At 68.4% G+C, this 26,959-nt stretch carries 27 protein-coding genes; 17 read left to right on the top strand and 10 right to left on the bottom strand.

Annotated elements, in window-relative coordinates; all coding sequences use genetic code 11:
• The first annotated feature begins 77 nt into the window (after positions 1-77).
• The 7 genes from ilvD to ACMG4O_RS01300 all read left to right on the top strand — a co-directional run bounded on the left by ilvD (position 78) and on the right by ACMG4O_RS01300 (position 8,476).
• Positions 78-1,925, top strand: a complete 1,848-nt coding sequence (gene ilvD, locus ACMG4O_RS01270; RefSeq protein ID WP_142950013.1) for a dihydroxy-acid dehydratase — start codon at positions 78-80, stop codon at positions 1,923-1,925.
• A gap of 34 nt (positions 1,926-1,959) precedes the next feature.
• Positions 1,960-3,279, top strand: coding sequence for a DsbA family protein (locus tag ACMG4O_RS01275; RefSeq protein WP_255442663.1), 1,320 nt, complete (start codon positions 1,960-1,962; stop codon positions 3,277-3,279).
• Between the two features lie 73 nt (positions 3,280-3,352).
• On the top strand, positions 3,353-3,739 hold the full coding sequence (locus ACMG4O_RS01280) for an MAPEG family protein (protein WP_370185599.1): 387 nt from the start codon (positions 3,353-3,355) through the stop codon (positions 3,737-3,739).
• Positions 3,740-3,753: 14 nt separating this feature from the next.
• The gene (locus ACMG4O_RS01285) at positions 3,754-4,746 is read left to right on the top strand and encodes a 2Fe-2S iron-sulfur cluster-binding protein (protein ID WP_142950011.1); all 993 of its coding nucleotides are present in this window, start codon (positions 3,754-3,756) and stop codon (positions 4,744-4,746) included.
• A gap of 247 nt (positions 4,747-4,993) precedes the next feature.
• The gene (locus tag ACMG4O_RS01290) at positions 4,994-6,295 is read left to right on the top strand and encodes a PqiA/YebS family transporter subunit (RefSeq protein WP_414434244.1); all 1,302 of its coding nucleotides are present in this window, start codon (positions 4,994-4,996) and stop codon (positions 6,293-6,295) included.
• A complete protein-coding gene (gene pqiB / locus ACMG4O_RS01295) occupies positions 6,292-7,935 on the top strand; it encodes an intermembrane transport protein PqiB (RefSeq protein ID WP_414434245.1) in 1,644 nt (547 codons plus the stop codon). The genes ACMG4O_RS01290 and pqiB overlap by 4 nt, the downstream gene beginning before the upstream one ends.
• The gene (locus ACMG4O_RS01300) at positions 7,928-8,476 is read left to right on the top strand and encodes a membrane integrity-associated transporter subunit PqiC (protein WP_414434246.1); all 549 of its coding nucleotides are present in this window, start codon (positions 7,928-7,930) and stop codon (positions 8,474-8,476) included. The genes pqiB and ACMG4O_RS01300 overlap by 8 nt, the downstream gene beginning before the upstream one ends.
• A 796-nt stretch (positions 8,477-9,272) precedes the next feature.
• Here ACMG4O_RS01300 and ACMG4O_RS01305 read toward each other — a convergent pair.
• The 6 genes from ACMG4O_RS01305 to ACMG4O_RS01330 all read right to left on the bottom strand — a co-directional run bounded on the left by ACMG4O_RS01305 (position 9,273) and on the right by ACMG4O_RS01330 (position 15,334).
• Positions 9,273-10,490, bottom strand: a complete 1,218-nt coding sequence (locus ACMG4O_RS01305) for a heme biosynthesis HemY N-terminal domain-containing protein (RefSeq protein WP_414434247.1) — start codon at positions 10,488-10,490, stop codon at positions 9,273-9,275.
• Positions 10,487-11,479, bottom strand: a complete 993-nt coding sequence (locus ACMG4O_RS01310) for a uroporphyrinogen-III C-methyltransferase (protein ID WP_414434248.1) — start codon at positions 11,477-11,479, stop codon at positions 10,487-10,489. Before ACMG4O_RS01310 ends, ACMG4O_RS01305 begins: the two co-directional genes overlap by 4 nt.
• Positions 11,480-11,624: 145 nt before the next feature.
• Positions 11,625-12,329, bottom strand: coding sequence for a uroporphyrinogen-III synthase (locus ACMG4O_RS01315; protein WP_414434249.1), 705 nt, complete (start codon positions 12,327-12,329; stop codon positions 11,625-11,627).
• Entirely contained in the window at positions 12,326-13,261 is a 936-nt protein-coding gene (gene hemC / locus ACMG4O_RS01320) for a hydroxymethylbilane synthase (protein ID WP_414434250.1), read from the bottom strand. The genes ACMG4O_RS01315 and hemC overlap by 4 nt, the downstream gene beginning before the upstream one ends.
• 256 nt (positions 13,262-13,517) lie before the next feature.
• A complete protein-coding gene (locus tag ACMG4O_RS01325) occupies positions 13,518-14,258 on the bottom strand; it encodes a LytR/AlgR family response regulator transcription factor (RefSeq protein ID WP_067604882.1) in 741 nt (246 codons plus the stop codon).
• A 50-nt stretch (positions 14,259-14,308) separates the two neighbouring features.
• On the bottom strand, positions 14,309-15,334 hold the full coding sequence (locus tag ACMG4O_RS01330; protein WP_194855178.1) for a sensor histidine kinase: 1,026 nt from the start codon (positions 15,332-15,334) through the stop codon (positions 14,309-14,311).
• Between the two features lie 119 nt (positions 15,335-15,453).
• Between ACMG4O_RS01330 and argH the strand changes: the two genes are divergently transcribed.
• The 3 genes from argH (at position 15,454) to lysA (ending at position 18,350) form a co-directional block, all read left to right on the top strand.
• On the top strand, positions 15,454-16,842 hold the full coding sequence (gene argH / locus ACMG4O_RS01335; RefSeq protein ID WP_142949149.1) for an argininosuccinate lyase: 1,389 nt from the start codon (positions 15,454-15,456) through the stop codon (positions 16,840-16,842).
• A gap of 90 nt (positions 16,843-16,932) precedes the next feature.
• Positions 16,933-17,106, top strand: coding sequence for an LPS translocon maturation chaperone LptM (gene lptM / locus ACMG4O_RS01340; RefSeq protein ID WP_142949150.1), 174 nt, complete (start codon positions 16,933-16,935; stop codon positions 17,104-17,106).
• 2 nt (positions 17,107-17,108) lie between these two features.
• Positions 17,109-18,350, top strand: a complete 1,242-nt coding sequence (lysA, locus tag ACMG4O_RS01345; protein WP_194855180.1) for a diaminopimelate decarboxylase — start codon at positions 17,109-17,111, stop codon at positions 18,348-18,350.
• Positions 18,351-18,354: 4 nt separating this feature from the next.
• On the opposite strand, the gene ACMG4O_RS01350 is transcribed toward lysA, so the two are convergent.
• Entirely contained in the window at positions 18,355-19,212 is an 858-nt protein-coding gene (locus tag ACMG4O_RS01350; RefSeq protein ID WP_414434251.1) for a 23S rRNA (adenine(2030)-N(6))-methyltransferase RlmJ, read from the bottom strand.
• A gap of 111 nt (positions 19,213-19,323) precedes the next feature.
• On the opposite strand from ACMG4O_RS01350, the gene dapF reads away from it, so the two are divergent.
• Genes dapF through ACMG4O_RS01375 form a run of 5 tightly spaced genes read left to right on the top strand, consistent with a single transcriptional unit; the run spans position 19,324 to position 22,891 of the window.
• Positions 19,324-20,211: a diaminopimelate epimerase gene (gene dapF, locus ACMG4O_RS01355; protein WP_194855182.1), complete on the top strand. Its 888-nt coding sequence runs from the start codon at positions 19,324-19,326 to the stop codon at positions 20,209-20,211.
• Complete coding sequence (locus ACMG4O_RS01360) at positions 20,208-20,921, top strand: DUF484 family protein (RefSeq protein ID WP_194855183.1); 714 nt, start codon at positions 20,208-20,210, stop codon at positions 20,919-20,921. Before dapF ends, ACMG4O_RS01360 begins: the two co-directional genes overlap by 4 nt.
• Entirely contained in the window at positions 20,914-21,816 is a 903-nt protein-coding gene (gene xerC, locus ACMG4O_RS01365; protein WP_414434252.1) for a tyrosine recombinase XerC, read from the top strand. The genes ACMG4O_RS01360 and xerC overlap by 8 nt, the downstream gene beginning before the upstream one ends.
• 25 nt (positions 21,817-21,841) lie before the next feature.
• Positions 21,842-22,549, top strand: coding sequence for an HAD family hydrolase (locus tag ACMG4O_RS01370; RefSeq protein WP_335629660.1), 708 nt, complete (start codon positions 21,842-21,844; stop codon positions 22,547-22,549).
• 24 nt (positions 22,550-22,573) lie between these two features.
• Positions 22,574-22,891 (top strand): YqcC family protein, encoded by a 318-nt coding sequence (locus ACMG4O_RS01375; RefSeq protein ID WP_194855186.1) that lies wholly within the window; start codon positions 22,574-22,576, stop codon positions 22,889-22,891.
• On the opposite strand, the gene ACMG4O_RS01380 is transcribed toward ACMG4O_RS01375, so the two are convergent.
• The gene (locus ACMG4O_RS01380; RefSeq protein WP_255442528.1) at positions 22,888-23,871 is read right to left on the bottom strand and encodes a hypothetical protein; all 984 of its coding nucleotides are present in this window, start codon (positions 23,869-23,871) and stop codon (positions 22,888-22,890) included. The genes ACMG4O_RS01375 and ACMG4O_RS01380 overlap by 4 nt on opposite strands.
• Before the next feature lie 82 nt (positions 23,872-23,953).
• Positions 23,954-24,154 (bottom strand): hemin uptake protein HemP, encoded by a 201-nt coding sequence (locus ACMG4O_RS01385; RefSeq protein ID WP_142949158.1) that lies wholly within the window; start codon positions 24,152-24,154, stop codon positions 23,954-23,956.
• A 182-nt stretch (positions 24,155-24,336) separates the two neighbouring features.
• Between ACMG4O_RS01385 and ACMG4O_RS01390 the strand changes: the two genes are divergently transcribed.
• Positions 24,337-24,855: a DUF6231 family protein gene (locus tag ACMG4O_RS01390; RefSeq protein ID WP_142949159.1), complete on the top strand. Its 519-nt coding sequence runs from the start codon at positions 24,337-24,339 to the stop codon at positions 24,853-24,855.
• A gap of 7 nt (positions 24,856-24,862) precedes the next feature.
• The gene (locus ACMG4O_RS01395) at positions 24,863-25,534 is read left to right on the top strand and encodes a hypothetical protein (protein WP_142949160.1); all 672 of its coding nucleotides are present in this window, start codon (positions 24,863-24,865) and stop codon (positions 25,532-25,534) included.
• Here ACMG4O_RS01395 and ACMG4O_RS01400 read toward each other — a convergent pair.
• On the bottom strand, positions 25,488-26,897 hold the full coding sequence (locus ACMG4O_RS01400) for a site-specific DNA-methyltransferase (RefSeq protein ID WP_142949161.1): 1,410 nt from the start codon (positions 26,895-26,897) through the stop codon (positions 25,488-25,490). The two genes, ACMG4O_RS01395 and ACMG4O_RS01400, sit on opposite strands and share 47 nt — an antisense overlap.
• Positions 26,898-26,959: the final 62 nt, after the last annotated feature.

Below are 26,959 nucleotides of genomic sequence, written 5' to 3' on the forward strand. Positions count from 1 at the left end.
ATAGCGCACGCATATCGGCCTTTAGCCCGGGGTGCGCTACAATCCTCGCTTTCCGATCCGAAAGCGAAGAGACCACCATGCCCCAGTACCGCTCCCGCACCACCACCCATGGCCGCAACATGGCCGGCGCCCGGGCGCTTTGGCGCGCCACCGGCATGAAGGACGATGACTTCGGCAAACCGATCATCGCCATCGCCAACTCCTTCACCCAGTTCGTGCCCGGGCACGTGCATCTGAAGGACATGGGCCAGCTGGTGGCCGGGGAAGTGGAAAAGGCCGGCGGCATCGCCAAGGAATTCAACACCATCGCGGTGGACGACGGCATCGCCATGGGCCACGACGGCATGCTCTATTCGCTGCCCAGCCGCGACATCATCGCCGACTCGGTGGAGTACATGGTCAACGCCCACTGCGCCGACGCGCTGGTGTGCATTTCCAACTGCGACAAGATCACCCCGGGGATGCTGATGGCCGCCATGCGCCTGAACATTCCGGTGATCTTCGTCTCCGGCGGCCCCATGGAAGCGGGCAAGACCAAACTGGGCGAGCACAAGCTGGATCTGGTGGACGCCATGGTGATGGCCGCCGACGACAAGGTGGACGACGCCACCGTGGCTGAGGTGGAACGCTCCGCCTGCCCCACCTGCGGCTCCTGCTCCGGCATGTTCACCGCCAACTCGATGAACTGCCTGACCGAGGCGCTGGGTCTGTCGCTGCCCGGCAACGGCTCGCTGCTGGCCACCCACGCCGACCGCCGCGAGCTGTTCCTGGAAGCCGGCCGCCGCATCGTCGATCTGGCCAAGCTGTATTACGAGCAGGACATGGAGAGCGTGCTGCCGCGCAACATCGCCTCCTTCAAGGCGTTCGAGAACGCCATGAGCCTGGACATCGCCATGGGCGGCTCCACCAACACCGTGCTGCACCTGCTGGCGGCGGCCCAGGAAGGCGGCGTGGACTTCACCATGGAGCACATCGACCGGCTCAGCCGCAAGGTGCCGTGCCTGTGCAAGGTGGCGCCGGCCACCCAGAAATACCATATGGAAGACGTGCACCGCGCCGGCGGCGTGATGGGCATTCTCGGCGAACTGGACCGGGCCGGCCTGCTGCACCGCGACCTGCCCATGGTGCATTCCGCCACCGTGGCCGAGGCGCTGGAACACTATGACGTAATGCGGACCGGCGACGCCGGGGTGAAGAAGATGTTCACCGCCGGGCCGGCGGGCATCCCCACCCAGACCGCGTTCAGCCAGGACACCCGCTGGGAAAGCCTGGACACCGACCGCGCCGAGGGCTGCATCCGCGATCTGGAGCACGCCTACAGCCGCGACGGCGGCCTGGCGGTGCTGTACGGCAACATCGCCGAGCGCGGCTGCATCGTCAAAACCGCCGGCGTGGACGATTCCATCCTCACCTTCAGCGGCCGGGCGCGGGTGTTCGAGTCACAGGATTCGGCGGTGCGCGCCATCCTCGGTGACGAGATCGTCGCCGGCGACGTGGTGGTGATCCGCTACGAGGGACCGAAAGGCGGCCCGGGCATGCAGGAAATGCTCTACCCCACCAGCTACCTGAAATCCAAGGGTCTGGGCAAAAGCTGTGCGCTGCTCACCGACGGCCGCTTCTCCGGCGGCACCTCCGGGCTGTCCATCGGCCACGCCTCGCCGGAGGCCGCCGAGCAGGGCGCCATCGGCCTGGTCCGCGAGGGCGATATGATTGACATCGACATCCCCAACCGCACCATCCAGTTGCGCGTGGACGACGCCGAGCTGGCCCAGCGCCGGGAAAAAATGGACGCCAGCGGCAAGCTCGCCTGGCGCCCCCGCGAGATGCGCCAACGCAAGGTGTCCACGGCCCTGAAGGCCTACGCCGCCCTGACCACCAGCGCCGACCGCGGCGCGGTGCGCGATCTCAGCCAGATCGGCGAGTAAACACAGACACAGCGACCACAGGGAAGGAGCCGCCATGAGCCGCCTACAGCGCAAATTGATGCCGGTCGCGGCCGGCCTGATCACCGGCGCCGGCACCCAACGCTGGCGCCACCGGCTGGCGGAGTGGCGGCGGCGCCTGCGCGGCCGCCCCCACGAGGCGACTTTTTACTTCCGCATCGACGACCCCTACTCCTGGCTGCTGGCCCAGGTGCTGCCGCGCTTCGCCGAGCACTTCGGCGTGCGCGTCACCCCCCGGGTGATGCTCTACCTGGACCGCTCCATGTACCCGGAGCCGGACATGCTGCGCGAGCTGGCGCCCCGGGACGCCGCCGCCCTGGCCGGGCTGCACGATCTGAGCTTCCCGGCGGACTGGCGCATCCCCGACCGGGAGACCGCCCTGGCGGCCACCCGCTGCCTGCTCAAACACGAACACGACGAGCGCTTCTGGAGCCTGGCCCACGCGCTGTCCGACGCGCTCTGGCGCGGCGACCAGGAGGCCCTGCAACGGCTGGTGAAAGACCACGGCCAGCAGCCCGAGGACCAGGCCCAACTGGCCCTGGAAGCGCGCCGCGACCAGTTCCTGAAGGACGGCCACTACCTCACCGGCACCCTGCATTACGGCGGCGAGTGGTACTGGAGCCTGGAGCGCCTGGACCACCTGGCCCGCCGCCTGGAGACCCTGGGCCAGGGCGGCGGTCCCTGGCCGCTGGATTACGGCCGCGCCAAACAGGCACTGTTGCCCGGCGCTCCGGCGGCCCCGGCCGACGACGGTGAAGCGCGGCCTGAGCTGGAGATGTTCTTCTCGTTCCGCAGCCCCTATTCCTATATCGCCCTGCCCCGCGCCTACGCCCTGGCCGACCACTACGGCCTGACGCTGCGGCTGCGCCCGGTGCTGCCGATGGTGATGCGCGGGCTGAGCGTGCCGCGCGCCAAGCGCTTCTACATCCTCACCGACGCCGCCCGCGAGGCGCGCCTGCACGAGGTGCCGTTCGGCCGCGCCTGCGACCCGCTGGGCAAGGGCGTGGAGCGTTGCATGGCGCTGTGGCCGTTCGCGGAGAAAGAGGGCCGTTTGCGCGAATGGCTGCTGCACGCCGGCGAAGGCATCTGGAGCCAGGGCGTGGACGCGGCCAGCGACGCCGGCCTGCGCAAGCTGGTCACGGCGGCGGGCATGAACTGGAACCGGGCACGCCGCTGGCTGGACGACGACCAGTGGCAGCGCGACGCCGAGGCCAACCGGGAAGCCATGGTGGCCGCCGGCAGCTGGGGCGTGCCCAGCTTCCGCGTCAACGGCCGCCTGGTGTGGGGCCAGGACCGCTTTGCCCTGATTGAACAGACATTACAATCCGGTCATTGATCGCGGCCCGGAATATAGCGACTGTAGGCGCGGGCAAAGCCCGCACCCACAAACAAAGAAGAGGCGGATAACAATGACGTTAGCGTATTGGTGTGTTCTGGCGGCGATTCTGCTGCCCTATGCCTTCACCGGCTTCGCCAAGTTCCAGGGCGGTTTCGGGCTCAACGAGAACAAGAACCCCCGCGAGTTTCTGGAAAAACTGAGCGGCGCCCGCAAGCGCGCCCACTGGGCCCAGCAGAACAGCTTCGAGATTCTGCCCGGTTTCGCCGCGGCGGTGATCATCGCCCACCTGGCCGGCACCGCGCCGCAGGCCACCATCGACGGCATCGCGCTGGCGTTCGTGCTCAGCCGGGTGCTGTTCGGCATCTGCTATATCGCCGACTGGGCCAGCGCCCGCTCCCTGGTGTGGTTCTTCGGCATGGGCTGCATCGTCGCCCTGTTCGTGGGCGTGGCCGGCTGAGCCGACCCCCGCTGATGACCTTCCGCGTGGGGATCAACCGCCGTCATGTCTTGAACTGCGCGCCGGATGTCCCCATCCTCACCGCGGCCCGCGAAGCGGGCTTCGGTTTTCCACACGCCTGCCGCAACGGCGTCTGCCTGCGCTGCCAGGGCCGCCTCACGGTCGGGGCGGTACGCCACGGCGGCAGCGGCGACATCATCCACGCCCACGAACCCGGTGCCGACCGGGTGCTATACTGCGTGGCCATTCCGATCAGCGATTGCGAGATCGACGTGCCAGAGACGACCGCACCGGGCGAGCTGCCCGTGCACCAAGTGCAATGCCAGATTATCGAGCGCGAGCCGCTCAACCACGACGTGACCCGCGTATGGCTGCGCCTGCCCGCCGGTAAGGCAATACGCTGGCACGCCGGCCAGTACCTGACGCTGGTGCTGCCCCACGGCGAGTATCCGTTCTCCATCGCCAATCCGCCCGGCGGCCGGGATCTGGAGCTGCACGTCCGCCACGGCGACGACAACAGCGCCGCCCACGCCATCATGGCGGACCTGAACGATCGGGCCACGGTGACCGTGAGCCTGCCCGGCGGCCGCCGCTTTATCGACCGGGCCCTGGACCGGCCGCTGTGGTTCATCTGCGGCTCCACCGGCTTCGCGCCGGTGAAGGCGATGATCGAGCGGCTGATCGAGCTGGACTACCCGCACCCGGTGCGCCTGTTCTGGGGCGCCCGCGTGGAGGAAGATCTCTACCTGCCGGACCTGCCCGCGCAGTGGCGCCGCCAGCTGGCGGATTTCCACGCGGTCACCGCGCTGTCGGACATGAGCCGCCCCGGCCACGCCCAGGGCCTGGTCCACGAAGCCGCCCTGGAAGCCCTGGCCGAACCGCTGGCGCCGCTGTTCTATGTGGGCGGCTCCCCGGCCATGGCCTGGTCGGTGTTCGACGACCTGGTGGCGGAAGGCGTGCCGGCCAAGAACATCCACTCCGACGTGTTCGATTACGCACCGCGCTAGACCTCCTTGTGGGAGCGGGCCCCGCCCGCGAAAGGCAAGCGCGGCTTGCCGGCAAAGGTTGCCCCGCAGGATTCCAGAGACCTTTAAAAGCAACTTGTTAACGACGCCTCTGGGATCCTGCCGGCCGGTTGCACCGGCCTTTCGCGGGCGGGGCCCGCTCCCACAGGGTGCTCCGGATCACAGGTCCAGCTTGCGGCTGATCACCCCCGGTCGGCACAATGAGCCATCGTTCATCGACGGTTACCCCATGGAAGAAGCCCGCCGACAGTCGTCCGACACCCTGGTGCCGTGCCCGCAGTGCGACCTGATCCTGTCGGTGGCGCCGCCGGCGCCGGGGGAATGGGTACGCTGCCCGCGCTGCCGCCACCCGCTGGCGCGGCACACCGTCAACGACCAGACCAGCCCGGCCCTGGCCGCCAGCGCCCTGATCCTGCTGGCCGTGGCGCTGGCGTTCCCCTATATCCGTTTCGAGAAGAACGGCGTCAGTGACCAGATGGGCTTGCTGGACGCCGCCACCCAGCTGGCCGCGTTCCATCACCCGGCCCTGGCGGTGGTGGTGTTCGCCACCATCGTGGTGGTGCCGGCCTGTTTTCTGGTGGCGCTGCTGTGGGTGCACGCCAGCCTGGCGCGCGCCACGCCGCTGGCCGGCACGGCGATGCTGGTGCGCGCGCTGCCGCGCTGGCGCCCCTGGATGATGGCCGATGTGTTCGCCATCGCCGCCCTGGTCAGCCTGATCAAGATCGCCGGCATGGCCCAGGTCACCCTGAAACCGGGCTTCTGGGCGTTCTCCGGCTTCGCGCTGGCGCTGCTGGTGACCGTGCAGCGTTTGCATCCGCTGGCGCTGTGGGTGCGCCTTACCGGGCCGCCGCAGGCGCCGCCGGGCACCCGGCCCGGCCTCACCGCCGGCGAACAGGGGCTGATCGGCTGCGAGCAGTGCGGCCAGCTGCAACCGGTCGACGGCCACAGCCGTTGCCGGCGCTGCGGCGGCGCCCTGCACCCGCGCCGGCCGGCCAGCCTGCAACGCACCTGGGCGCTGCTGATCGCCGCCACCCTGTGCTGCTTCCCGGCGCACCTGTATCCGATCATGACCACCACCAGCCTGGGCAACACCCAGCCGGCCACGATCATTTCCGGGGTGATGCAGTTTCTTTCCCACGGCGACTGGCCGATCGCCTTGATCATCTTCTCCGCCAGCGTTCTGGTACCCTTTGGCAAGATCATGGCGCTCGCCTGGCTGTGCCTGGCGGTGCGCCGCGGCGCGCCGGTGGATATGCACGCGCAGATGCGCCTTTACCGAATCACCGAATGGGTGGGCCGCTGGTCGATGATCGACGTGTTCGTGGTCGCCATCGTGGTCGCCCTGGTGCGCCTGGGTAACCTGATGTCGATCACCCCGGGCCCCGGCGGCGTCGCCTTCGCCGCCGTGGTGGTGCTGACCATGCTGGCCGCGTTCAGTTTCGACCCGAGGCTGCTGTGGGACCGCCAGCCGCCCAGTGACGCGCCGTCCGACCCGGCGCGACCCGCAACCCCGACAATGGCAGAACGATGACCTCCAAGCCCTCCCGCGCCATCGCCGAAACCTTGCCCCGCCTGTCACCGGTGTGGCTGATCCCGCTGGCCGCTCTGCTGATCGGCCTGTGGCTGGCGTTCGATCACCTGTCCGGACAGGGCCCCACCATCACCCTCAAGATGGACGACGCGGAAGGCATCGAAGCCGGCAAAACCGCGATCAAGACCCGCAGCGTGCAGGTGGGCACGGTGGAATCCGTGTCCCTGTCCGAGGACCTGCGGCACACCCTGGTCACCGCCCGCATGCAGGACGGCAGCGACCGCATGCTCAACGAGGACACCCGTTTCTGGGTGGTCAAACCGCGCATCGGCCGCGAGGGCATCAGCGGGCTGGGCACGGTGTTGTCCGGCGCTTACATCGAGCTGCTGCCCGGCGACAGCGACGAGAAGAAACGCCGCTTCACCGTGGAAGACCAGCCGCCGGTCACCGAGGCCGGCGCCGAAGGGCTCTACCTGACCCTGTTCAGCGAACCCGGCAACAGCGTCACCACCGGCGACCCCATCACCTTCCGCAGCCTGACCGTGGGCCGGGTGGTGGAAACCGAATTCCTGGCCGACGAAAAGCGCATCCGCCACCGCATTTTCGTGGAGCAGCCCTACGACGTGCTGGTCACCGACACCACCCGTTTCTGGAGCGTGTCCGGGGTCGGCTTCCAGCTCGACACCCAGGGCTTCCGGGTCAACCTGCAGTCCCTGGAGACGCTGCTCGGCGGCGGCGTCTCCTTCGGCGTGCCCGACGACACCATGCCCGCCGGCACGCCGGTGGAAGACGGCCGCGAATACACCCTCTACCCGGATCAGGAAGCGGCCCGCCGCGGCCTGTTCGACCAGTACCTGGAATACGTGCTGCTGGTGGAGGACACCGTGCGCGGCCTGCGCCGGGGCGCGCCGGTGGAATACCGGGGCGTGCGGGTGGGCACCGTGGAACAGGTGCCCTGGCGGTTCACCGCGGAACAACCGGATTCGCTCAACCGCTTCTCGATTCCGGTGCTGATCCGCATCGAACCGCAGCGCATCGCCGGCGACGGCGACGTGCTGCTGGACGACTGGCGCCGGCGCATGGAGCGCATGTTCCAGCGCGGCCTGCGCGCCAGTCTGAAATCCGGCAACCTGCTCACCGGCGCCCTGTTCGTGGACGTACAGGTGCACCAGGATGCCCCGGAATATCGCGATGAACGCTTCGAGAACGTGCCGGTGTTCCCCACCGTATCCGGCGGGCTGGCGCAGATCGAAGGGCAGATCGCCCAGCTTCTGGAAACCCTCAACGGCCTGCCGCTGCAGGACATCGCCGAAGGCCTGGACCGCAACCTGGCGGCCTCGGAAGGCGCCCTGCGGGAAATCGCCGCCACCGCCGACCGGCTCGAAAAACTGCTCGGCGGGTCGGACATGCAGCGCCTGCCCGGCCGCCTCAACGACACGCTGTCCTCCCTGGAAGACACCCTGGACGGCCTGTCCGCCGGCGGCGACGGCCGCCAGATCGGCGACACCCTGCAGCGCCTGGAAAAAGTATTGCGCGACGTGGAGCCGGTGCTGCGCACCCTGCGCCAGCAACCCAATGCTCTGATCTTCCAACACGATCCGCCGGCGGATCCCGTGCCCAAGGCCCAGCCCCATGACTAACCGTTCAACGCTTCCCCTCGCCGCGCTGCTGCTGGCCATCAGCGCCCTGCTCGGCGCCTGCGCCAGCGGCGGCCCGGCCAGCGAACACAGCTACCTGCTGCCCGCCGCCGGCGAGCCCGCCGCCAGCGACCGGCTGCCCCGGGTGCGGGTGGACGTGGCCGGCTACCTGGACCAGGCCGGCCTGGTGGTGGAAACCGCGCCCACCTCGGTGCACGCCGCCCGCCAGCACCTCTGGGCGGAACCGCTGCCGAGCCAGCTACGGCGCGCCCTGCGCCACCACCTGGCCGCCGCCGGCGCGCCCACCCGGGGCCGCCTCGGCGTCAGCGTGACCCGCTTCCAGGGTACCGCCGACGGCAACGCCCGCGTCAGCGGCCAGTGGCACTACCGGGCCGAGCCCTCGGAGCAAGAGGAAAGTCTGGAGCGAAGCGGCCGCTTCGACCTCACCCGCCCCCTCAGCCGGGACGGCTACCCGGAGCTCGTCACCCGCCTCGACGCCGCCTGGCGGGCGGTCGCCCAGCAGATCGCCGACGCACTCCGGTAGCTAACTTTGTGGGAGCGATTTGTGGGAGCGGGCCCAGCCCGCGAAAGGGTGGCGCCAGCCACCCGGCAGGATTCCAGAGACCCTTCTCTGGAAGCTCACGCCCTCCATCCGGGGTCGCGTGTCTGTGTTCTGCCCTTCCGGGAACGCTGTGAATACGTCCCTGTACGCTCCCTGTCGAACGTCCTGTTCTCCAGGGTCCCGGAAGGGCAGAACACAGACACGCTTGCTTGGTGGCATCCAGGGCCCCGGGTTATCGCTGGCGCCGAACCTTTCTATAGAATGGGGTTTTGTGGGAGCTTGCCTTGCAAGCGAAAGGCCGGCAAAGCCGGCCGGCGGGATTCCAGAGACGCTGTTTGTGCCGCCGTTAGCAATCTCTCTGGCATCCTGCCGGGAGCTTCGCTCCCTTTCGCGGGCCGGGCCCGCTCCCACAAACCGAGCTTCGTAGAATGGTCCGGGCGGCTTTTGTGACCCGTGGCGGTGACGCTGCCAAGTGAGCGGGGCAATGGTGGTGCCTGGAGGGAGCTGTTTGGCCAGGGAGGGCCAAACTAACAGCGGCCAGGGGTGAGGCAAGCGTGTTGCGAAGCACTGCTTCGCGCGCCGCCGAACGCCGCCCATCTGTGATGGGTGGCCGGGCCCGCTAGCGGGGCTTGAGCGATCCCGGAAGGCACCACCATTGCACCGCGTCTCCGATACGGAGCACCGGACACCTGAAGAACCAGGTCTCTGGGATCCTGCCGGGTGGCTGAAAGCCACCCTTTCGCGGGCTGGGCCCGCTCCCACAAGCCCACCAACCCGGTCAGGGCAGTGGGAGATCGGGGAGCTGGCCGTCGAGTTCGGCGACGCGGCGTTCCAGGACCTTGGCGGCTTTGACCTGATCGCCCAGCGCCAGGTAGAGCCGCGACAGCTCCGCCAGGGCGGTGGCGCTCTGGCTGGAATTGGCCGCCGCTTCGAAGAAGTTCTGCGCCTTGCCCCACAGCCGCGCCTTGAGCGCCACCCGCCCGGCGGTGACCAGCACCGCCGCGTTGCCGGGGCGGTCCACCAGCCACTTTTCCAGGTTCTGCAGCAGTTCGTCCGGGGACACGTCGTCGATGGCTTCCAGCACCGGCGGCAGGCGGTCGTCCCAGTCCCGTTCCAGCTGCTCCTTGACCAGCGACAGGGCGCGGCTACCTTCACCGAGCTGCGCCAGGAAGCCGGCGTAACGGGCCACCATGGCCGGATCCTGCTTGAGCGCGCTGGGCACCTGCTTCCACAGGTCACGCAGCTCCCGGGCGCGGCTGTCGCCGTCGTTGAAGCCCGGCTTCTGCGCCAGTTGCTGCACCCGGGCCAGCCAGGCGCGGCGCTCGCGGCGGGCCGCGTAGGCGTCGCCGAGGGCGCGGCGCAGACGCGGTGCCAGGGCGCACAGCGCCGGCCAGTCGCGCTCGCGTTCCAGCACGTCGGCGTATAGCGCCAGAATGCGTTTGTTGCCGGGCGCCTGTTCCACCAGACCTTTCAGCTCCCGGTGGGCGGCGGCCGGGCGGCCGTCGTCGAGGGCAAAGCGGGCCCGCATCAGGCCACTGAAGCTGTCGCCCCGGCGGCTCTTGGCGGCGTTTTGCAGGTACTCTTCCAGGGCCTCGCCGTCGCCGCGCTGGCGGGCGCATTCCGCCGCCAGCAACCAGGCCACCAGGGGCCAGTCTCCGTCGCGGCCGGCGGCGGTGAGCAGCCGTTCGGCCTTATCCAGTTCGCCGTCCATCAGCAGAATAAAGCCGCTTTTCAGGCGGCGGCGGGCCACGCCGCGGCGAAACCGCCGGGTGGCGCGCACCGGCTCCGCCAGGTTCCAGGCCAGGTTGCCCAGCAGGGTCAGAACAACCAGAGCCACCGCGCCCAGGATCAGCGCCAGCAGCGCGAAGCCGAGCGTGGACTCCAGGCGCCATTGGTCGCGGATCACCAGCAGGTAGCCGGAATCGGCGGCCATCCAGCGGCCCAGGAAGGTGGCCGCCAGCAGGACGACGACAATCAGCAGCAGCGCTTTTTTCATCGGCCGGCCTCCCCGGCCGTGCCGTCACCGCCGCTTTTCAGCAGGTCGCGCTTGAGGCCGCGCACCGCGTCCAGGCCGGCGCCGATTTCCGGCAACGCCTGCTCCACCTGCTGGCCGCCCAATTCCTCCAGGGCGGCGCGCATCTGGCGCACCCGGCCCTGATCTTCCTGGAACCACTGGTTGAGCATGGCGGCGGCGTTATCCAGCGCCTGCCGGTAGGCCTGCACGCGCCGCTGCATCAGCGCCAGCTGCGCCTGCTGCAGGCTGGCGTCCAGGGTCAGGCGCACGGTGGACGCCTGGGTTTCGGTGAGCGGCAGCGGCACCTCGCCTTCGTGGCGGCGCACCGTCACCGGCAGATGGTTGAGCAGCCGCTGCCACCAGCCGGCGTCCTGTTCGGTGTCCTCGGCGGGCGGCGCCTGGCGCTCCGGCACCGCCAGCTCCGGGATCAGCGCCTGCAGCGCGCCGAGGCGCAGTACCATGGCCTCGACGTCCACCTGGCGGGCGCCGTTGAGTTTTTCGATGTCCACCGCCAGCGCCTTGCGGGCCGGCAGCGCCTGCGGGTCGTCGAGACGCGCCAGGGTCTGGTCCGCGGCCTGCAGCAGGCGGCGTGCGGCCTCGGCGTCGCCGGTGAGCATCAGGCGCTGGCCGGCCAGCGCGGCCAGGGATTCCGCTTCGTTGATCAGCCACAGACGCTGCCCGCCCTGGCGCACATCGGCCAGGGCCTCCCGGTCGCGGGCGCGGGCCGCTTCGATGCGGTCCTGGGATTCGCGTATTTCCTGAAGCGCCCGGTCGCGGCGCTGGGATTCCCGGTTCAGTTCACTGCGCAGGTCGCTGATCTCGCCCTGGCTGTCCCGGCGGTCCTGCTCCAGCACCCGCCATTGTTGCCAGCCCCACCAGCCGGCGGCGGCCAGAGCGGCGAGGACAATAAGCACGATAAGCAGCGGCCAGAGGCTCAAGCCCTGCTGGCGGTGAAAAGCGCGGTGCGTCATGGGGTCTCCCTTTTGTTGTTGCCGCCGGCGGCGGACGATCCCGGTCGTTCCCTAGAAAAGCTGGTGGCGGAATGGGTAAACGATAAAGAGACCGACCGGCGCCGTCCAACCTCTTATGGTCACACGTTCGCGCCGGAAGGCCCCGTCAAGACGGCGGCACGGCCGCCAGCATGTCGCTGTCATGGGCGCTGGCGGCCACCTCCAGCGGCCCCGGATGCTGCTCGGCCACGGCGGCGGCCACCCGCTCGCCGGCGGCGATCACCGTGGCACCGGCGGGCACCAGCGCGGCCATCGCCCGCCAGCCCTCGACGCTGGTGATCATCACCGTATCGGCGCCTTCGGGCCAGTGGCGGCCGGGGGCGGGCAGGCGCCGGTAGAACGGCACCACGTCCACGCCGGCGCCTTTTTCCCGCAGCCGCGCCGCCAGCCAGTCGCGGCCGCTGTCGCCCCGGCAGATCAGAATACGTTTTTCCGCCACCGAGGCCAGGCAGGGCAACGCCAGCACCGCCTCGGAATTAAAGCCGCTGCGCGGGTATTCCGGAGTCAGCCAGGCGTCGCGGATCACCGCGGCGGTGGACTCCCCCACCGCCAGCCAGTGCACCCCCACCGGCCACTGCGGCCAGAGGTCGGCGAAGGCGTTCAGGGCATGGTGAGCGGCGTTGGCGCTGACGAAAAACACCGCGTGGTAGAGGTCCAGATCGAACAGCAGCCGGCGGTGGGCGTCGGCCAGCGGCAGCGGCTCGATGGCCAGCGCCGGCACCGCCCAGGCCCGATGGCCGGCGTCCACCAGCCGCGCCGCCAGGGGCTCGCCCTGGCCGGCGGGCCGGGTTACCACCACGGCACGGCTCATGCGCGGTCGTACAGCTCGCGCAGGATCCGGTCGGCGCCCTGCTCCAGCAGCGATTCGGCGATGCCGATGCCCAGCGCCCGGGCGTCGGCGCGCGGGGCCCGGGCCTCGGCGCGCAGCACCGTGGTGCCGTCCTCGCTGGCCACCAGGCCGCGCAGCCACAGCCGGCCGTCATCCTCGAGCAGCGCGAAGCCGGCGATCGGCACCTGGCAGCCGCCTTCCAGGCGGCGGTTCATGGCCCGCTCGGCGGTGACCCGGTCCCAGGTCAGGGCGTCGTTGAGGGGGGCCAGCAATGCCTGAGTCTCGGCGTCGTCCGCGCGGCACTCAATGCCCACGGCGCCCTGGCCCACCGCCGGCAGGGATTCCTCCGGCGGCATGTCGTAACGGATGCGCTCGTGCATTTCCAGACGCTTGAGGCCGGCGGAGGCGAGAATAATGGCGTCGAACTCACCGGCGTCCAGCTTGCCCAGGCGGGTCTGCACGTTGCCGCGCAGGCTGGACACTTTCAGGTCCGGCCGGTTGGCCATCGCCTGGGACTGGCGGCGCAGGCTGGAGGTGCCCAGCCGGGCGCCCTCGGGCAGGCCCATCAGGCTGTCGTAGTGGTTGGAAACAAAAGCGTCGCGGGGGTCTTCGCGCTCGCAGATCACCGGCAGCGCCATGCCCTCGGGCAGCTCCATGGGCACGTCCTTCATGGAGTGCACGGCAATGTCCGCGCGCCCGTCCATCATCGCCTCTTCCAGCTCCTTGACGAACAGCCCCTTGCCGCCGATTTTCGCCAGCGGCGTATCCAGAATCTTGTCGCCCTGGGTCTTGATCCGCACCAGCTCCACGCGCAACCCCGGATGCAGCGCCTCAAGCCGTTTCTGAACGTACTCGGCCTGCCAGATGGCCAGCGGGCTGGAACGGGTGGCGATGCGCAAAATCTCGCGAGACATGGAAGCTCCTGGGCGGGGAATGGATGGGGCGTAGTGTAACGGAAAGAGCCGGGCGGCGCCGAACACAGCGGCGCCGGTTAAGAGTTAATAGTTAACAGTGAATAGTTAATAGCGAAAACACCGAGTAGGGAGGTTTAGGGGTAACAGCCCGCACCGTGGCCCCGTCGCGGGCACCCACCAAGCAGCCGGCAAGGCGCCCCCTCGCGAACTATTAACTATTCACTGTTAACTCTTAACTGTTAACTCTTAACTGTTTTCATCCGCGTTTGACGAGGGCGCGGCGGAGGCCGGGCATGTGGCGGCGGCTGACGTTGAGCGGTTCGTCGACGCCGCGCAGGCGGACTTCGAAGCGGCCCTGGCTGGAGCATTCCAGGCTTTCGATAAAATGCAGCGAGGCCAGGGTGCTGCGGTGGATGCGCACGAACAGGTCGCCGAATTCGTCTTCCAGGGCCTTGAGCGGTTCGTCGATCAGCACGTAGCCGCCGGCGTGGTGCACCGCCACGTATTTCTGGTCGGCCTGGAAGTAGCGCACTTCCTCCACCGGCACCAGCTCCAGGCCGCGGTGGGTGCGGGCGCTGAGGTGGCGGCGGCGGCCGCTCTGGTTGGCGGCCATCTTGTGGCTGAGTTCGGCGATCTGCACCCGGTTGAGGGCGCGGGCCTTATCCAGCGCGCGCTTGAGGTCCTGGGCGCCCACCGGCTTGAGCAGATAATCCACCGCGTGCACGCGGAACGCCTGCAGGGCGTGTTCTTCGTAGGCGGTGCAGAAGATCACCGCCGGCGGGTTCTCCATCTTGTCCAGGTGGGCGGCGGCTTCCAGGCCGTCCATGTCGGGCATGCGAATGTCCATCAGCACCACGTCCGGGCGCAGCCGCCCGGCGCTCTCCACCGCTTCGCGGCCGCTGGCGGCTTCCGCGCTGACTTCCATGTTGGCCATCTCCACCAGACGTTTCAGGCGCATTCGGGCCAGGGCCTCGTCGTCGCAGACCAGGACCTTCATTTTCGCGATGTCGTCCATGGGTTCCCCTTCTTCTTATTCACCCGGTTCTTTTATTGGAGCGGGTAGCTGATTTCAATCTCGTAGTGTTGTTGTTGCGAACGGGCCGACACCGACACGCTGGGGCCGTGCAGGGCCTCCAGCCGGTGGCGGATGTTGTCCAGCGCCATGCGGTTGCCCTGGTGCTCGCTGGCGCCCTCCTGCTTGGGGTTGCCGACGCGCAGCACCACCCGGCCCTGTTCGATGGCGGCGGCGATGCGCACCACCCCGCCGCCGGTGAGCGGCTGGATGCCATGATAGATGGCATTTTCCAGCAGCGGTTGCAACGTCAAAAGCGGCAAGGCCACGGATTCGGGCTCCAGTTCAATGCGCCACTCCACGCCCAGACGCTCGCCCAACCGCAGCTGCTCGATGCGGATATAGCGCTCGCACAGGGCCAGTTCCTCGGCCAGGGTGACCTCGCTGCCACTGTCCTTGAGGCTGGCGCGGAACAGGGAGGACAGATCTTCCACCGCCTGCTCGGCGGCGTCCGGATCGATGCGGATCAGGGTGGCGATGATGTTCATGGAGTTGAAAAGGAAATGCGGTCGGATGCGCGACTGCAGCGCCTGGATACGGGACTTCAGCTCCGCCCGGTCCTTGACCCGCAGCTGCTCCTGCACATAGAAGTAGCGCATCACCAGCCCGGAGATGATCGCCGCGATCAGCACGTTGGCGAGAATATCCCAGTGCCACAACGGCGGCATGGCGGCGGCGGACACCCAGGACATCAGCGCCCGCGCCAGCAGGCTGAACACCAGGGTGTCGAAGGCCACCAGGGCCACCACCGACAACGCCGCCCAGGCCTGCGGCAAACGGTTGAGCCGGCCGCGCAGCTGGCACACCAGCGCCGCCGAGGTGAGCGCGATCCACTGAATAAACAGCGACGTCAGCGCCAGCCGCTCGAACCCGAACGGCTCGAAGTAGCCGGCCACCAGGCTGATCACGATGGCCATCAATTCCGACGCCACCACCACCACCAGCACGGCGCGGGTGGTACACAGGTCGGGCAGAAAGACGTTGTTTTGCGGTTCGGACATGGGCGCTCTTGTTGTCGGAAGGGGCTCGACGCTTTCGGGTACGATACCACCGTCCGGCGATGCTATACTGCGCGCCCTGTCAATTCCCGTATTCCCGCAAGCCGGACGTGAGCAGCAAGATGAGCGACAACCAGCAAAACCAACTCTGGGGCGGCCGCTTCAGCGAGTCCACCGACGCCTTCGTGCAGGCGTTCACCGCCAGCGTCGGCTTTGACCGCCGCATGTACCGCCAGGACATCCAGGGCTCCCAGGCCCACGCCACCATGCTCGCGGAAGCCGGCGTGCTCACCGGCGAGGAGCGCGACGCCATCATCCAGGGTCTGGATGAGATCCGCGCCGAGATCGAGGCCGGTGAATTCGAATGGTCGGTGGCGCTGGAAGACGTGCACATGAACATCGAGGCGCGCCTCACCGACAAGATCGGCATCACCGGCAAGAAGCTGCACACCGGCCGCTCCCGCAACGACCAGGTGGCCACCGACATCCGTCTGTGGCTGCGCGACGAGATCGACCTGATCGACGGCGAAATGGAACGGCTGATGACCGGCCTGCTGGACCAGGCGGAGCGCGAGGCGGCCACCATCATGCCCGGCTTCACCCACCTGCAGACCGCCCAGCCGGTGACCTTCGGCCACCATCTGCTGGCCTGGTTCGAGATGCTCAAGCGCGACCGGGAACGGCTCGCCGACTGCCGCAAGCGGGTCAACCGCATGCCGCTGGGCGCCGCCGCGCTGGCCGGCACCACCTACCCGATCATCCGCGAGCGCACCCGCGAGCTGCTGGGCTTCGACGAGGTCTGCGAAAACTCCCTGGACGCGGTCAGCGACCGGGATTTCGCGATTGAATTCTGCGCCCTGGCGGCGCTGTGCGTGACCCACCTGTCGCGCATCAGCGAGGAGCTGGTGCTGTGGACCAGCGCCCAGTTCAACTTCATCGACCTGCCCGACCGCTTCTGCACCGGCAGCTCGATCATGCCGCAGAAGAAAAACCCGGACGTGCCGGAGCTGGTGCGCGGCAAGACCGGCCGCCTCAACGGCCACCTGATCGCCCTGCTCACCCTGATGAAGAGCCAGCCGCTGGCCTACAACAAGGACAACCAGGAAGACAAGGAACCGCTGTTCGACGCGGTGGACACCCTGGCCGGCTGCCTGCGCGCCTTCGCCGACATGATTCCGGCCATCGAGCCCAACCGGGAAGTGATGCGCGAGGCGGCCCGCCGCGGCTTCGCCACCGCCACCGATCTGGCCGATTATCTGGTGCGCAAGGGCGTGGCCTTCCGCGACGCCCACGAGATCGTCGGCAAGGCGGTGGCGCTGGGCCTTGAGAAAAAGAAGGACCTGAGCGACATGAGCCTGGCCGAGCTGCGCCAGTTCAGCGATCAGATCGACGACGACGTGTTCGAGGTGCTGACCCTGGAAGGCTCGGTGAGCGCCCGCGATCACATCGGCGGCACCGCCCCGGACCAGGTGCGCGCCGCCGTCAAACGCGGCCGCGACGCGTTGCGCTGAGCGCGGCCTGGGCGTGGCCGCCGCATCGTGTCACCGTGTAGAAGCGGCTATACTGCACGCCATTGCACCCATGACGCCGGAGTAGATCGCATGCGCGCGGTTTTTCTGTTGATAGTGATGACGGCCCTGCTCGCCGGCTGCGGCCAGAAAGGCCCGCTCTACAAGGCGGAAGACCGCCCCGAGTCGGCCCAGCCGCTGGGCGGCGACCGCCTGGACGGCGACACCGAAAACGACGACTCATCCAAGGACGACGACCAGGAATGACCATGGATCCCTTCTCCTACCGCGACGGCGAACTGTTCGCCGAAGAGCTGCCCGTGGCCCAGCTGGCGGAACGCTTCGGCACGCCGCTGTACCTGTATTCCCGGGACGCCCTGGAGACCCATTACCACGCCTTCGATGACGCCTTCGGCGAGCATCCGCACCGGGTCTGCTACGCGGTCAAGGCGAACAGCAACCTGGCGGTGCTGCAGGTGCTGGCCCAGGCCGGCGCCGGCTTCGATATCGTCTCCGGCGGCGAGCTGGAGCGGGTGCTGCGCGCCGGCGGCGAGCCGCGCAACATCGTCTTTTCCGGGGTCGGCAAAACCGCCGGGGAAATGGCCGATGCGCTCAAAGTGGGCATCCACTGTTTCAACGTGGAGTCCGCCGCCGAGCTGGAACTGCTCAACCTGGTGGCCGGCGAGCTGGACCGGGTGGCGCCGATCGCGATCCGCGTGAACCCGGACGTGGACGCCCAGACCCACCCCTATATCTCCACCGGCCTGAAAGAGAACAAATTCGGCGTCGACATTCAGAAAGCGCCGGCGCTCTACCAGCGCGCCGCCGAGCTGCCGCACATCAAGGTGCTGGGCATCGACTGCCACATCGGCAGCCAGCTGACCCGCCTGGCGCCGTTCGAGGACGCCCTGGAGCGGGTGCTGAAACTGCTCGGCGACCTGCAGGCCCTGGGCATCGAGATTCACCATCTGGATCTGGGCGGCGGCCTGGGCGTCACCTACCAGGACGAGGCCCCGCCGGCCCGCTCCGACTACGTGCAGGCGCTGCTCAAGCACATCCCCGGCGACCTGCCGGTGCACATCGAGCCGGGCCGCTCGATCGCCGCCAACGCCGGTCTGTTCATCACCCAGGTGCTGTTCCTCAAGCCCACCGAGCACCGCAACTTCGCGGTGGTGGACGGCGCCATGAACGATCTGATCCGCCCCAGCCTGTATTCCGCCTGGCAGGAGATCGTGCCGGTGACCCCCCACGACGCCGACTGCCGCGACTGGGACATCGTCGGCCCGGTGTGCGAAACCGGCGACTTCCTGGGCAAGGACCGGGCACTGGCGCTGGAGGCCGGCGACTACCTGGCGGTGCGCTCCGCCGGCGCCTACGGCTTCGTGATGGCGAGCAACTACAACAGCCGCAACCGGCCCGCGGAAGTGATGGTGGACGGCGACCAGGCGTTCCTGGTGCGCGCCCGCGAAACCGTGGACGAACAGCTGCGGCTGGAAACCCTGCTGCCCTGAGCCGTTAGCGGACGGCGTGCTCCAGCAGCACGCCGGCATCGCTCTGCAACCGGTAACCCCCGCCACCCTGGCTCAGCTTGCCGTGCAGGAACGGCAACGCTTCCTCCATTTGCCCGGCCAGGGTCCAGGGCGGATTGAGCACCACCAGCCCGGAGCCGGTCATGCCCCGGGCGGCGCCGTCATTGAGCACATTCAATTCCACCCGCAGGTGCTTGTCCGCCAGCCCCATCAGGCCGCGCGCCAGATAATCCGCCCGGCGCCGCTGCAGCATCGGGTACCAGACCACGAAGCAGCCAGTGTTGAACCGTTTCACCGCCTCACGCACGCCGGCCACGGTGGCGCGGTCGTCGCCGCTCAACTCGTAGGACGGGTCCACCAGCACCAGGCCGCGCTTGTGCGCCGCCGGCAGCAGCGCCTTGACCCCCGCCCAGGCGTCCTGCTTGTAGACCCGCACCCGGCGGTCGCCGCGAAAATGGGCCTCCAGCAGGGCCGCGTCGGTGCTGTGCAGCTCGGTGACCTGCAACCGGTCCTGGTCGCGCAGCAGCGCGGCGCTGATCGCCGGCGAGCCCGGGTAATGGCTGAGCCCACCGGGCCGGCTGAAGCGGCCGACCAGATTCAGATAGCGGTTGATCGCCGGCAGGCCGGTGCTGGCGCCGTACAGACGCGCGATGCCCTCCTGGTATTCGCCGGTCTTCTGCATGTGCTCGGACGCCACCTCATAGACCCCGGCACCACCGTGGGTGTCGTGCACCACGAACGGCTTGTCCTTGAGCAGCAGATGGTCGAGCACCGACACCTGCACCAGGTGCTTGAGCACATCGGCGAAGTTTCCGGCGTGGTAGCTGTGACGATAGGAAAGCATGAGGCATCCGAAAGATTGGGGGCTGCATTGTAGCGTCTCCTTCACCGCTGTTCCTAACCGGCCCGCGGCCTTACAATAACGCTTTCCCGTAACCCGACTCCGGACGCCGCCATGCGACTGCGCTTTACCAAAATGCACGGCCTGGGCAACGACTTTCTGGTACTCAACGGCTGCGACCAGCCGCTGCCCGAGGACGGCCCGCCGTTATCGGTGGCGGAGCTGCGCCGCCTGGGTGACCGGCACTTCGGGGTCGGCTTCGACCAGATGCTGGTGGTGCAACCGCCGCGCCACGAGGGCGTGGATTTCCGCTACCGGATCTTCAATGCCGACGGCTCGGAAGTGAGCCAGTGCGGCAACGGCGCGCGCTGCTTCGCGCGCTTCGTGCGCGATGAAGGGCTCACCGACAAGCACCGCATCCGGGTGGAAACCGCCGCCGGCGAGATGACCCTGAACGTCACCGACGACGGCCTGGTCACCGTGGACATGGGCGCGCCGCTGTGGGCGCCGGAAGCGATCCCGTTCCTCGCCAAACAGGAAGCGGACACCTACGTGCTGGTGTCGGGCAACAACGCCTACGAGATCTCGGCGGTGGGCCTGGGCAACCCGCATCTGGTGATGCTCACCGAGAACGTGGACAACGCCCCGGTGGCCACCCTGGGCCCGGAGCTGGAACACCACGAGCAGTTCCCCGAGCGGGTCAACGTGGGCTTCATGCAGATCGTCAGCCGCCGCGAGATCCGCCTGCGGGTGTTCGAGCGCGGCGCCGGCGAGACCCTGGCCTGCGGCTCCGGCGCCTGCGCCGCGGTGGTGTGCGGCCAGCGCCGCGGTCTGCTCGACGACACCGTCACCGTGCATCTGGCCGGCGGCGACCTGCAGGTCCACTACAACGGCAGCGGCGGCATCCGGATGACAGGCCCCGCCAGCCGTGTCTATGATGGCGAAATCGACGTAGCGGGCCCGCCCTCGGACCAGGGCCCCACCACGGAGCCTTCGGCATGACCGACGACACCAAGCTGAGCGCCGACAAGGTGGCCGCCTTTCTGCGCCAGAACCCGGAATTCTTCCAGCAGCGCTCCGACCTGCTGGAACTGATGCGCCTGCCGGACCCGCGCGGCCCGGCGGTTTCGCTGCTGGAGCGCCAGGCGGCGATCCTGCGCGAGCGCAACCAGGAGCTGCGCGAGCGGCTCAACGGCCTGATCGACGTGGCCCGGGAAAACGACCAGCTGTTCGAGCACACCCGCCGCCTGACCCTGGCGCTGCTGGAAGCGCGCAGCACCGACAAGCTGCTGCGCCAGCTGCTGCGCAGCCTGGAAGAGGAATTCCGCTGCGACACAGTGGCCCTGCTGCTGCACGACCGGGAAGCCAAGCTGCTCGGCGAAGTGCGCAAGCAGGTGCGCTTCGTCGACCCGGACGACCTGCCGCAGCCGCTGGCGCCGCTGCTGCGTACCGGCAAGGCGGTGTGCGGCGTGCTGCGCGGCGAGGAGCTGAAGGCCTTGTTCCAGGACCAGGCCGAGCAGGTGCGCTCCGCCGCCGTGGTGCCGCTGGAGCACAATGGCCGGCTCGGCATTCTCGCCATCGGCAGCCGCGACGCCATGCATTTCCGCAGCTCCATGGGCACCCTGTTCATCACCCATATCGGTCAGGTGCTCAGCCGCCGGCTGGTGGATGTCAGCCGGCCGGCCTCGCCGCGCCAGGCGCAACGTGCCTGAGCGCGGCGACGACACCCTCACCGCCTTCGTGCGCCACCTGGCCAGCGAACGGCGGCTGTCCCCGCATACCGTCAAACACTACCGGCGTGACCTGGAACGGGCGGCGCCCCATCTGCCGCCCTGGACCCAAGTCACGGTGCACGACGTGCGCGCCTTGGTGGCGCGGCTGCACCGCCAGGGTCTGGGCGGGCGCAGCCTGCAGCGTCTGCTCTCCACCCTGCGCACCTTCTACACCTGGATGAACCGCGAAGGCCTGGCCCGGGACAACCCGGCGCTGGACGTGCGCGCGCCGAAAAGCGGCCGGCGCCTGCCCAAGGCCCTGGACGCGGACCAGACCCGCCAGCTGCTCGACGCGGAAGGCGGCGAAGGCCCCCTGGGGCTGCGCGACCAGGCGATGCTGGAACTGCTGTACGCCTGCGGCCTGCGCCTGGCGGAGCTGATCAGCCTCAACCTGGACAGCATCGACCTGGCCGGCGCCCAGCTGGTGGTCACCGGCAAGGGCAACAAGACCCGCTGGCTGCCGGTGGGCACCCCGGCGCTGAACGCGGTGCGCGCCTGGCTGAAAGCCCGCCCCCTGTTCACCGCCGACGCCGACGAGCCGGCCCTGTTCCTGAGCCGGCGCGGGCGGCGCATCAGCCCCTCCAGCGTGCAGCAGCGGCTGCGCCGGGCGGCGCTGGCCCGGGGCCTGGACGACAACCTGCATCCGCACAAGCTGCGCCACTCTTTCGCCACCCATGTGCTGGAGTCCTCCGGCGACCTGCGCGCGGTGCAGGAGCTGCTCGGCCACGCCAACCTGAGCACCACCCAGGTCTATACCCACCTGGATTTCCAGCACCTGGCCAGGATCTACGACGGCGCCCACCCCCGTGCCCAGCGGCGCGAGGAAGACGACTGACCCGCAACCCCTTATTATTGAGCCCATGACCGGACTGAAACTGATCACCTTCGACCTGGACAACACCCTGTGGCCGGTGGACGAGGTGATACGGCAGGCGGAAAAGACCTGCAGCGACTGGATCGCCGAGCACCACCCCTCGGCCGCCGCCGCGCTCACCGCGGAGCGGGTGCGCACGGTGCGCGACGAGCTGGTGCGCGCGCATCCGGATTACCTCAACAACCTGACCCGCCTGCGCCGCGACGCCATGGCCCGGGCCTTCATCGACGCCGGTTTCAAGGAAAAGGAAGCGCGCCACATCGCCGCCGACGCCTTTCAGGTGTTCCACGACGCCCGCAACCGGGTGACGTTCTTTCCCGGCGCCCTGGAGGTGCTGGAAACCCTGGCGGACAGCTACACCCTGGGGGCGCTCAGCAACGGCAACGCCGACCTCAAGCGGATCGGCATCCGCGAGCTGTTCGGCTTCCACCACTCCGCCGAGAGCATCGGCCGGCGCAAGCCCGACCCGGACATGTTCCAGGCCGCCCTGCTGAGCGCCGGCGTGCGGCCCGAGCAGGCACTGCACGTGGGCGACCACCCGGTGGAAGACGTGGACGCGGCGCGCCAGCACGGCTTCCACGCGGTATGGGCCAACCTGATCGACCTGCGCTGGCCCGGCGACCTGGACAAACCCGAGCACCATATTCACCATCTGCGCGAACTGACCGACCTGCTGCCCCTGTTCGATGACTGACGCCAACAACTGAAGCCGAGACCCATGACCGATACCCGCGGCCAACTGAAGACCCTGCTCGACGACATGCAGAGCGAACTGCAAACCCTGGGACTGTGGGAAGGCCACCCCCCGGAACCGGAAGCGTTCGAAAGCAGCACGCCGTTCTTCGCCGACCGCATGGATTTCAGCCAGTGGCTGCAGTGGGTGTTCATCGCCCGCTTCCGCGCCCTGCTCGCCGAGCAGCATCCGCTACCGGCGCAGTGCGACGTGGCCCCCATGGCCGAGGAAGCCCTCAAGGAGTTCCCCCAGGACACCGATAACCTGGTGGCCCTGCTGGCCGAGTTCGACGACCACTTCTAAGCCATCCGCTGACCAGGGGCGCCTTCGCGGATCAGGCTGTCGCTGAGCAGCGCCAGCCAGGCGTCTTCGTCGTCGCCGGCGGACAGGGTCCACAGCCAGCGGCCCTGGGCATCGAGCCCTTCCAGGGCGGTGACCACGCGGCCGGGCCCGGGCCGGCGCAGCCGCCAGACACTGGCCACCCGGCCCATATCCAGCGACACCAGCACACCGTTGTGGGCCAGATGGCAGTGGCCCTTCTGCCAGCGCGGCGGCGACCAGGGCGCGCTCAGACACAGGCGCACGCCGTTGTTGCCGGTGCATACGGTGAAGGCGCGCCGGCGCTGGCCGGCCAGCGCCAGCAGCGCCGGCACCGTTTCCATGCGCACCGGGCAGGCGAACTTATCGCGCACCGCCTGGTAAAGCACCTGGCGGCGGTCGCCGAGGCCGGCCATCAGGTCGCGGAAGCCGTCGTCATCCAGTTGCGACCACTGCCGCTCCAGCTCGGCCACCGCCGGCGAAGCGGCCCGACGGTCGCGGCGCGGCGGCGGCGCGCCCAGCTGGCGCTGGTCCGGATGCAGCATCGCGCAGACCAGTTCCTCGAACGCCAGCCCGCCGGTTTCCGGCGCCACCGCCATCTGCTGCACCGGTGCTCCGTAGCGGTCGAAGAACAGCAGGCTGCGCGCCGGCAGGTCGGCCACCGGCGCCAGCACCGCCATCACCGAATGCCACAGGGGCAGGTTCAACTGCTGGCTGAGCCGGCACTGCTCGCCGCGGGATTCCAGGCAGGCCTCCTCGTCCAGCAGGGTGGGATAGCGCATCGACTGGGACACCCGCGCCCCGTCGGCGAAGGTGGTGACCACCAGCGCGCCGAGCCGGTAGAGCCCCTTGAGGATGGCCAGCGGCTCGTCCTGCAGACGCAGCACCCGGTCGCCAAGGGCGGCGCGGCAGTGATGAAAAGTGGTGGAAACGTCGTTGGCGGACGCCAGAGTGGTGACCGTCACAGCGGACCTCCTGGGGTAACAGGGTGTGGGCAGCTGGCGTCGGCTGGCGTTCCACAGTCAGGGAGAACGGGGGAGCCTTTTGCTATTTGGTGAGGATCAACCGGTTGTTGGCGGTGCGGCGCAGCAAATAGCGTTCGCCGCCGTGCTCGATCCACAGCTTGCCGTCACGGTTGAGCAGCGCCACGCTGGTCGCCACGCTGTCGTCACTGATGGCGATGCTGCGGCCTTGCTTGGCCACGGTGGGGGCGCTCGCTTGGCGGGGTGCAACGGTTCCTTGAGTCATGACGCTTCTCCTTGAGTTTCGTGGCTCGAAAGAATATGAGAATGATTATCATTAAGTAATCCGATACCGTCAAGCACCCTGGCACGGTGAGCAAACAATTTTTAACAGCGGGCGACTCAAAGGCCCCGCTTTGGCGACCGGCGGCTATGGAGCTTGTCGCTCCAAGCGCCTAGACTGACCCTATGAATACAGCTATCGCCTCAAAAGCCATCGAAACGCCCCAGGAAAAGCTGGCGGCGATCCTCGACAGCCATCAGCCGCGCAGTCTGCTGACCGTCAGTCTCAACCCCGTGCCCGTGGCCCAACACTGGTGCGACGATCACGATTGCGAGTTGATCAGCATTCAGGAGCTGGACCCGTTCAAACAGTTGGAAGCCGTGCGCCGGGTGGATATGGCGGTGGTCGCCGACCAGCTTGAATACATGAACCAGAAGGACGGCGAAGCCCTGCTCGGCCTGCTGCGCAATCTGCACACCGATTCCATGGTGGCGGTGTACCAGCCGCGCCTGGCGCCGGAAAAACTGCGCTGGCCGCACAACGGTTTCCTGGCTCTGGGCTGCCGCGAGGAAGGTCACTTCGCCCAGGACGGCCGCGAGCTGGATATCTACAGCTACGATCTGGACGACTATAATTTCCGCCGCCAATGGAATAACCCGCGCTTCTGGGCCAACCCGGAGCACTGGGGAAAATACTGGTGGTAAGCCGCTCTTGATCCTTCAGCGCCTCAAAGAATCACTCTATTTCTGGCGCCGCCATCTGGCGGCGCTGTTCGTTATCAGCGCGCCCTTCGCGCTGATCGGCGAGGCGTTTCAATGGCTGGTGGGGCCGGTGATCGTCAACGACGCCGGCGGCCAGGTGGTGGGCTTCAACGCGGCCAGCATGCTGTTTCTGATGATGCTGCGGCCGCTCGCCGAGGGCGCGCTGATCTTTCAGTTGTCGATCATTCAGCGCGGTGACGGCCAGGGCCCCTGGCACAGTATTCTTGCCGCCTTTCTGCGCTTTCCCTATCTGCTGGGCACCTACTTCCTGATGGCCCTGGCGGTGTCGGTGGGCTGGATGCTGCTGTTCTTCCCGGCGTTCTGGATCTACGCCCGGCTGTGCTTCGCGCCATTCCGGGTGATGCTGCGCGGTGACACACCCCTCAACGCCCTGCGTACCTCCTTTACCCGCAGCGGGCCCTGCCAATGGCACCTGCTGGCGGCGATCCTGCTGGCCGGCACCCTGGTGTTCGCCGTGGCCGGCTTCACCAACAGCCTGTTGGTGGGTGTGCTCGGCGACCATCCCGGTGTGCTGTTGGTGGCCAGCCTGGTGGTGAGCCTGGCCGCCACCCTGGTCAACGTGGTGGCGTTCCGCTTCTGGACCCTGCACGACCAGGACTGACCAGCCGCCAGGCCCGAAACCCTTCCTCGCTGCCCAACGCCTCGGCCGCCCGGCGCAGCCGCTCGCGGGTGATGTCCGCGATCGTCGGCCAGCGCGGCTCGCCGGTGGCGTCGCCGCGCTGCACCAGCAGGAAGCGGCGGCCGCCGCCGTCGGCGAGATTCTCGGCGAGCACCGCATGGCCGGTGCTGCCGCTGCCGGCGAAAAAATCCAGCACCAGATCACCGGGACCGGTGGCCAGCCGCAACAGAAAGCGCAGCAAGGCGGTGGGTTTCGGGTAGGTGAACGGCACCCGGGCGCCGAACAACGCCTGCAGTTCCCGGGTGCCGCTGCGCGCGGTGCCGAAGGCGGCGCCGTCCAGCCAGGTGGTGGCCACCTCGCCGTAGGGCTGCTTTTCCTTCAGGAACACCTTGAGCTGCGGCCGGGCGCGCCCGCTCCGACCGAACAGAATGCGGCCGTCGGCCTGCAGCTCGGCGAAGCGCTCCGGCCCGGTCCGCCAGCACCGTCCGGGCGGCGGCTGGAACACCTCGCCGGTGAGCGGATTGGTGATCGGATAGGTCAGCGCCGGACGCACGTTGGGGGCGTCGAACGGATCCGCCTTCCAGGGCCCGCGCGGGTCGTTATCCGGATTGTGGTAGCGCCCCGCCCGCACCGCCACCGGGTAGGCGGCGAAGCCCGGCAGGGAACGCCACAGTGCCTCGTTGGCGGCGGTGAGCCGGCGCTGGGCCTGACGCCGCCGCCGTGCGTAGGCGACCACGTATTCGTGCTGCACGCAGAGGTCGGTGTCGTTCTGGCGCGAGGTGCGCGACTGCCAGGCGAACATGGCGACGAAATTGGCGGCGCCGAAGATTTCGTCGAGCACCAGCCGCAGGGTGTGCACCTCGTGGTCGTCGATGCTGACGAACAGCACCCCGTCGTCGCGCAGCAGCTCCCGGGCCAGCACCAGGCGCGGATAGATCATGTTCAGCCAGGGCCCGTGCCGGCGCCCTTCGTCGTCGGCGGCGCCGGGGCCGTCACCGCGACGGGCGCGGAAATTATCCTCGTACAGGAAGTCGCCGCCGGTGTTGTAGGGCGGGTCGATGTAGATCATCTTCACCCGCTTCAGATAGCGTTTTCGCAAACGCTTGAGCACCGGCAGGTTGTCGCCCTCGATCACGCCGTGGGGCATCCGGGCGGCCTCCAGGCTCGCTTCCGGGCAGGGTTTGAGCACCGCCGCCGCCGGGCTTCGCAGCGCCGCCAGCATCGCCGCTTTGCCCGGCCAGCTGAGCTGGTAGGCCTCCACGGCCCCCGCATCCCAGCGGCCGGTCTCTTCGGGGTCCCGCAATGCCAGCGTTTCCATGGCATCCCGCCGTTGTTGCTCGTCCATTCCCTATTCATGCCCTTGCAGAACCCCTCTACGCAAAGTATAAACATAGGGATTAGCGCATA

The sequence above is a fragment of the Alloalcanivorax venustensis genome, assembly GCF_047495515.1.
GTDB lineage: Bacteria > Pseudomonadota > Gammaproteobacteria > Pseudomonadales > Alcanivoracaceae > Alloalcanivorax > Alloalcanivorax venustensis.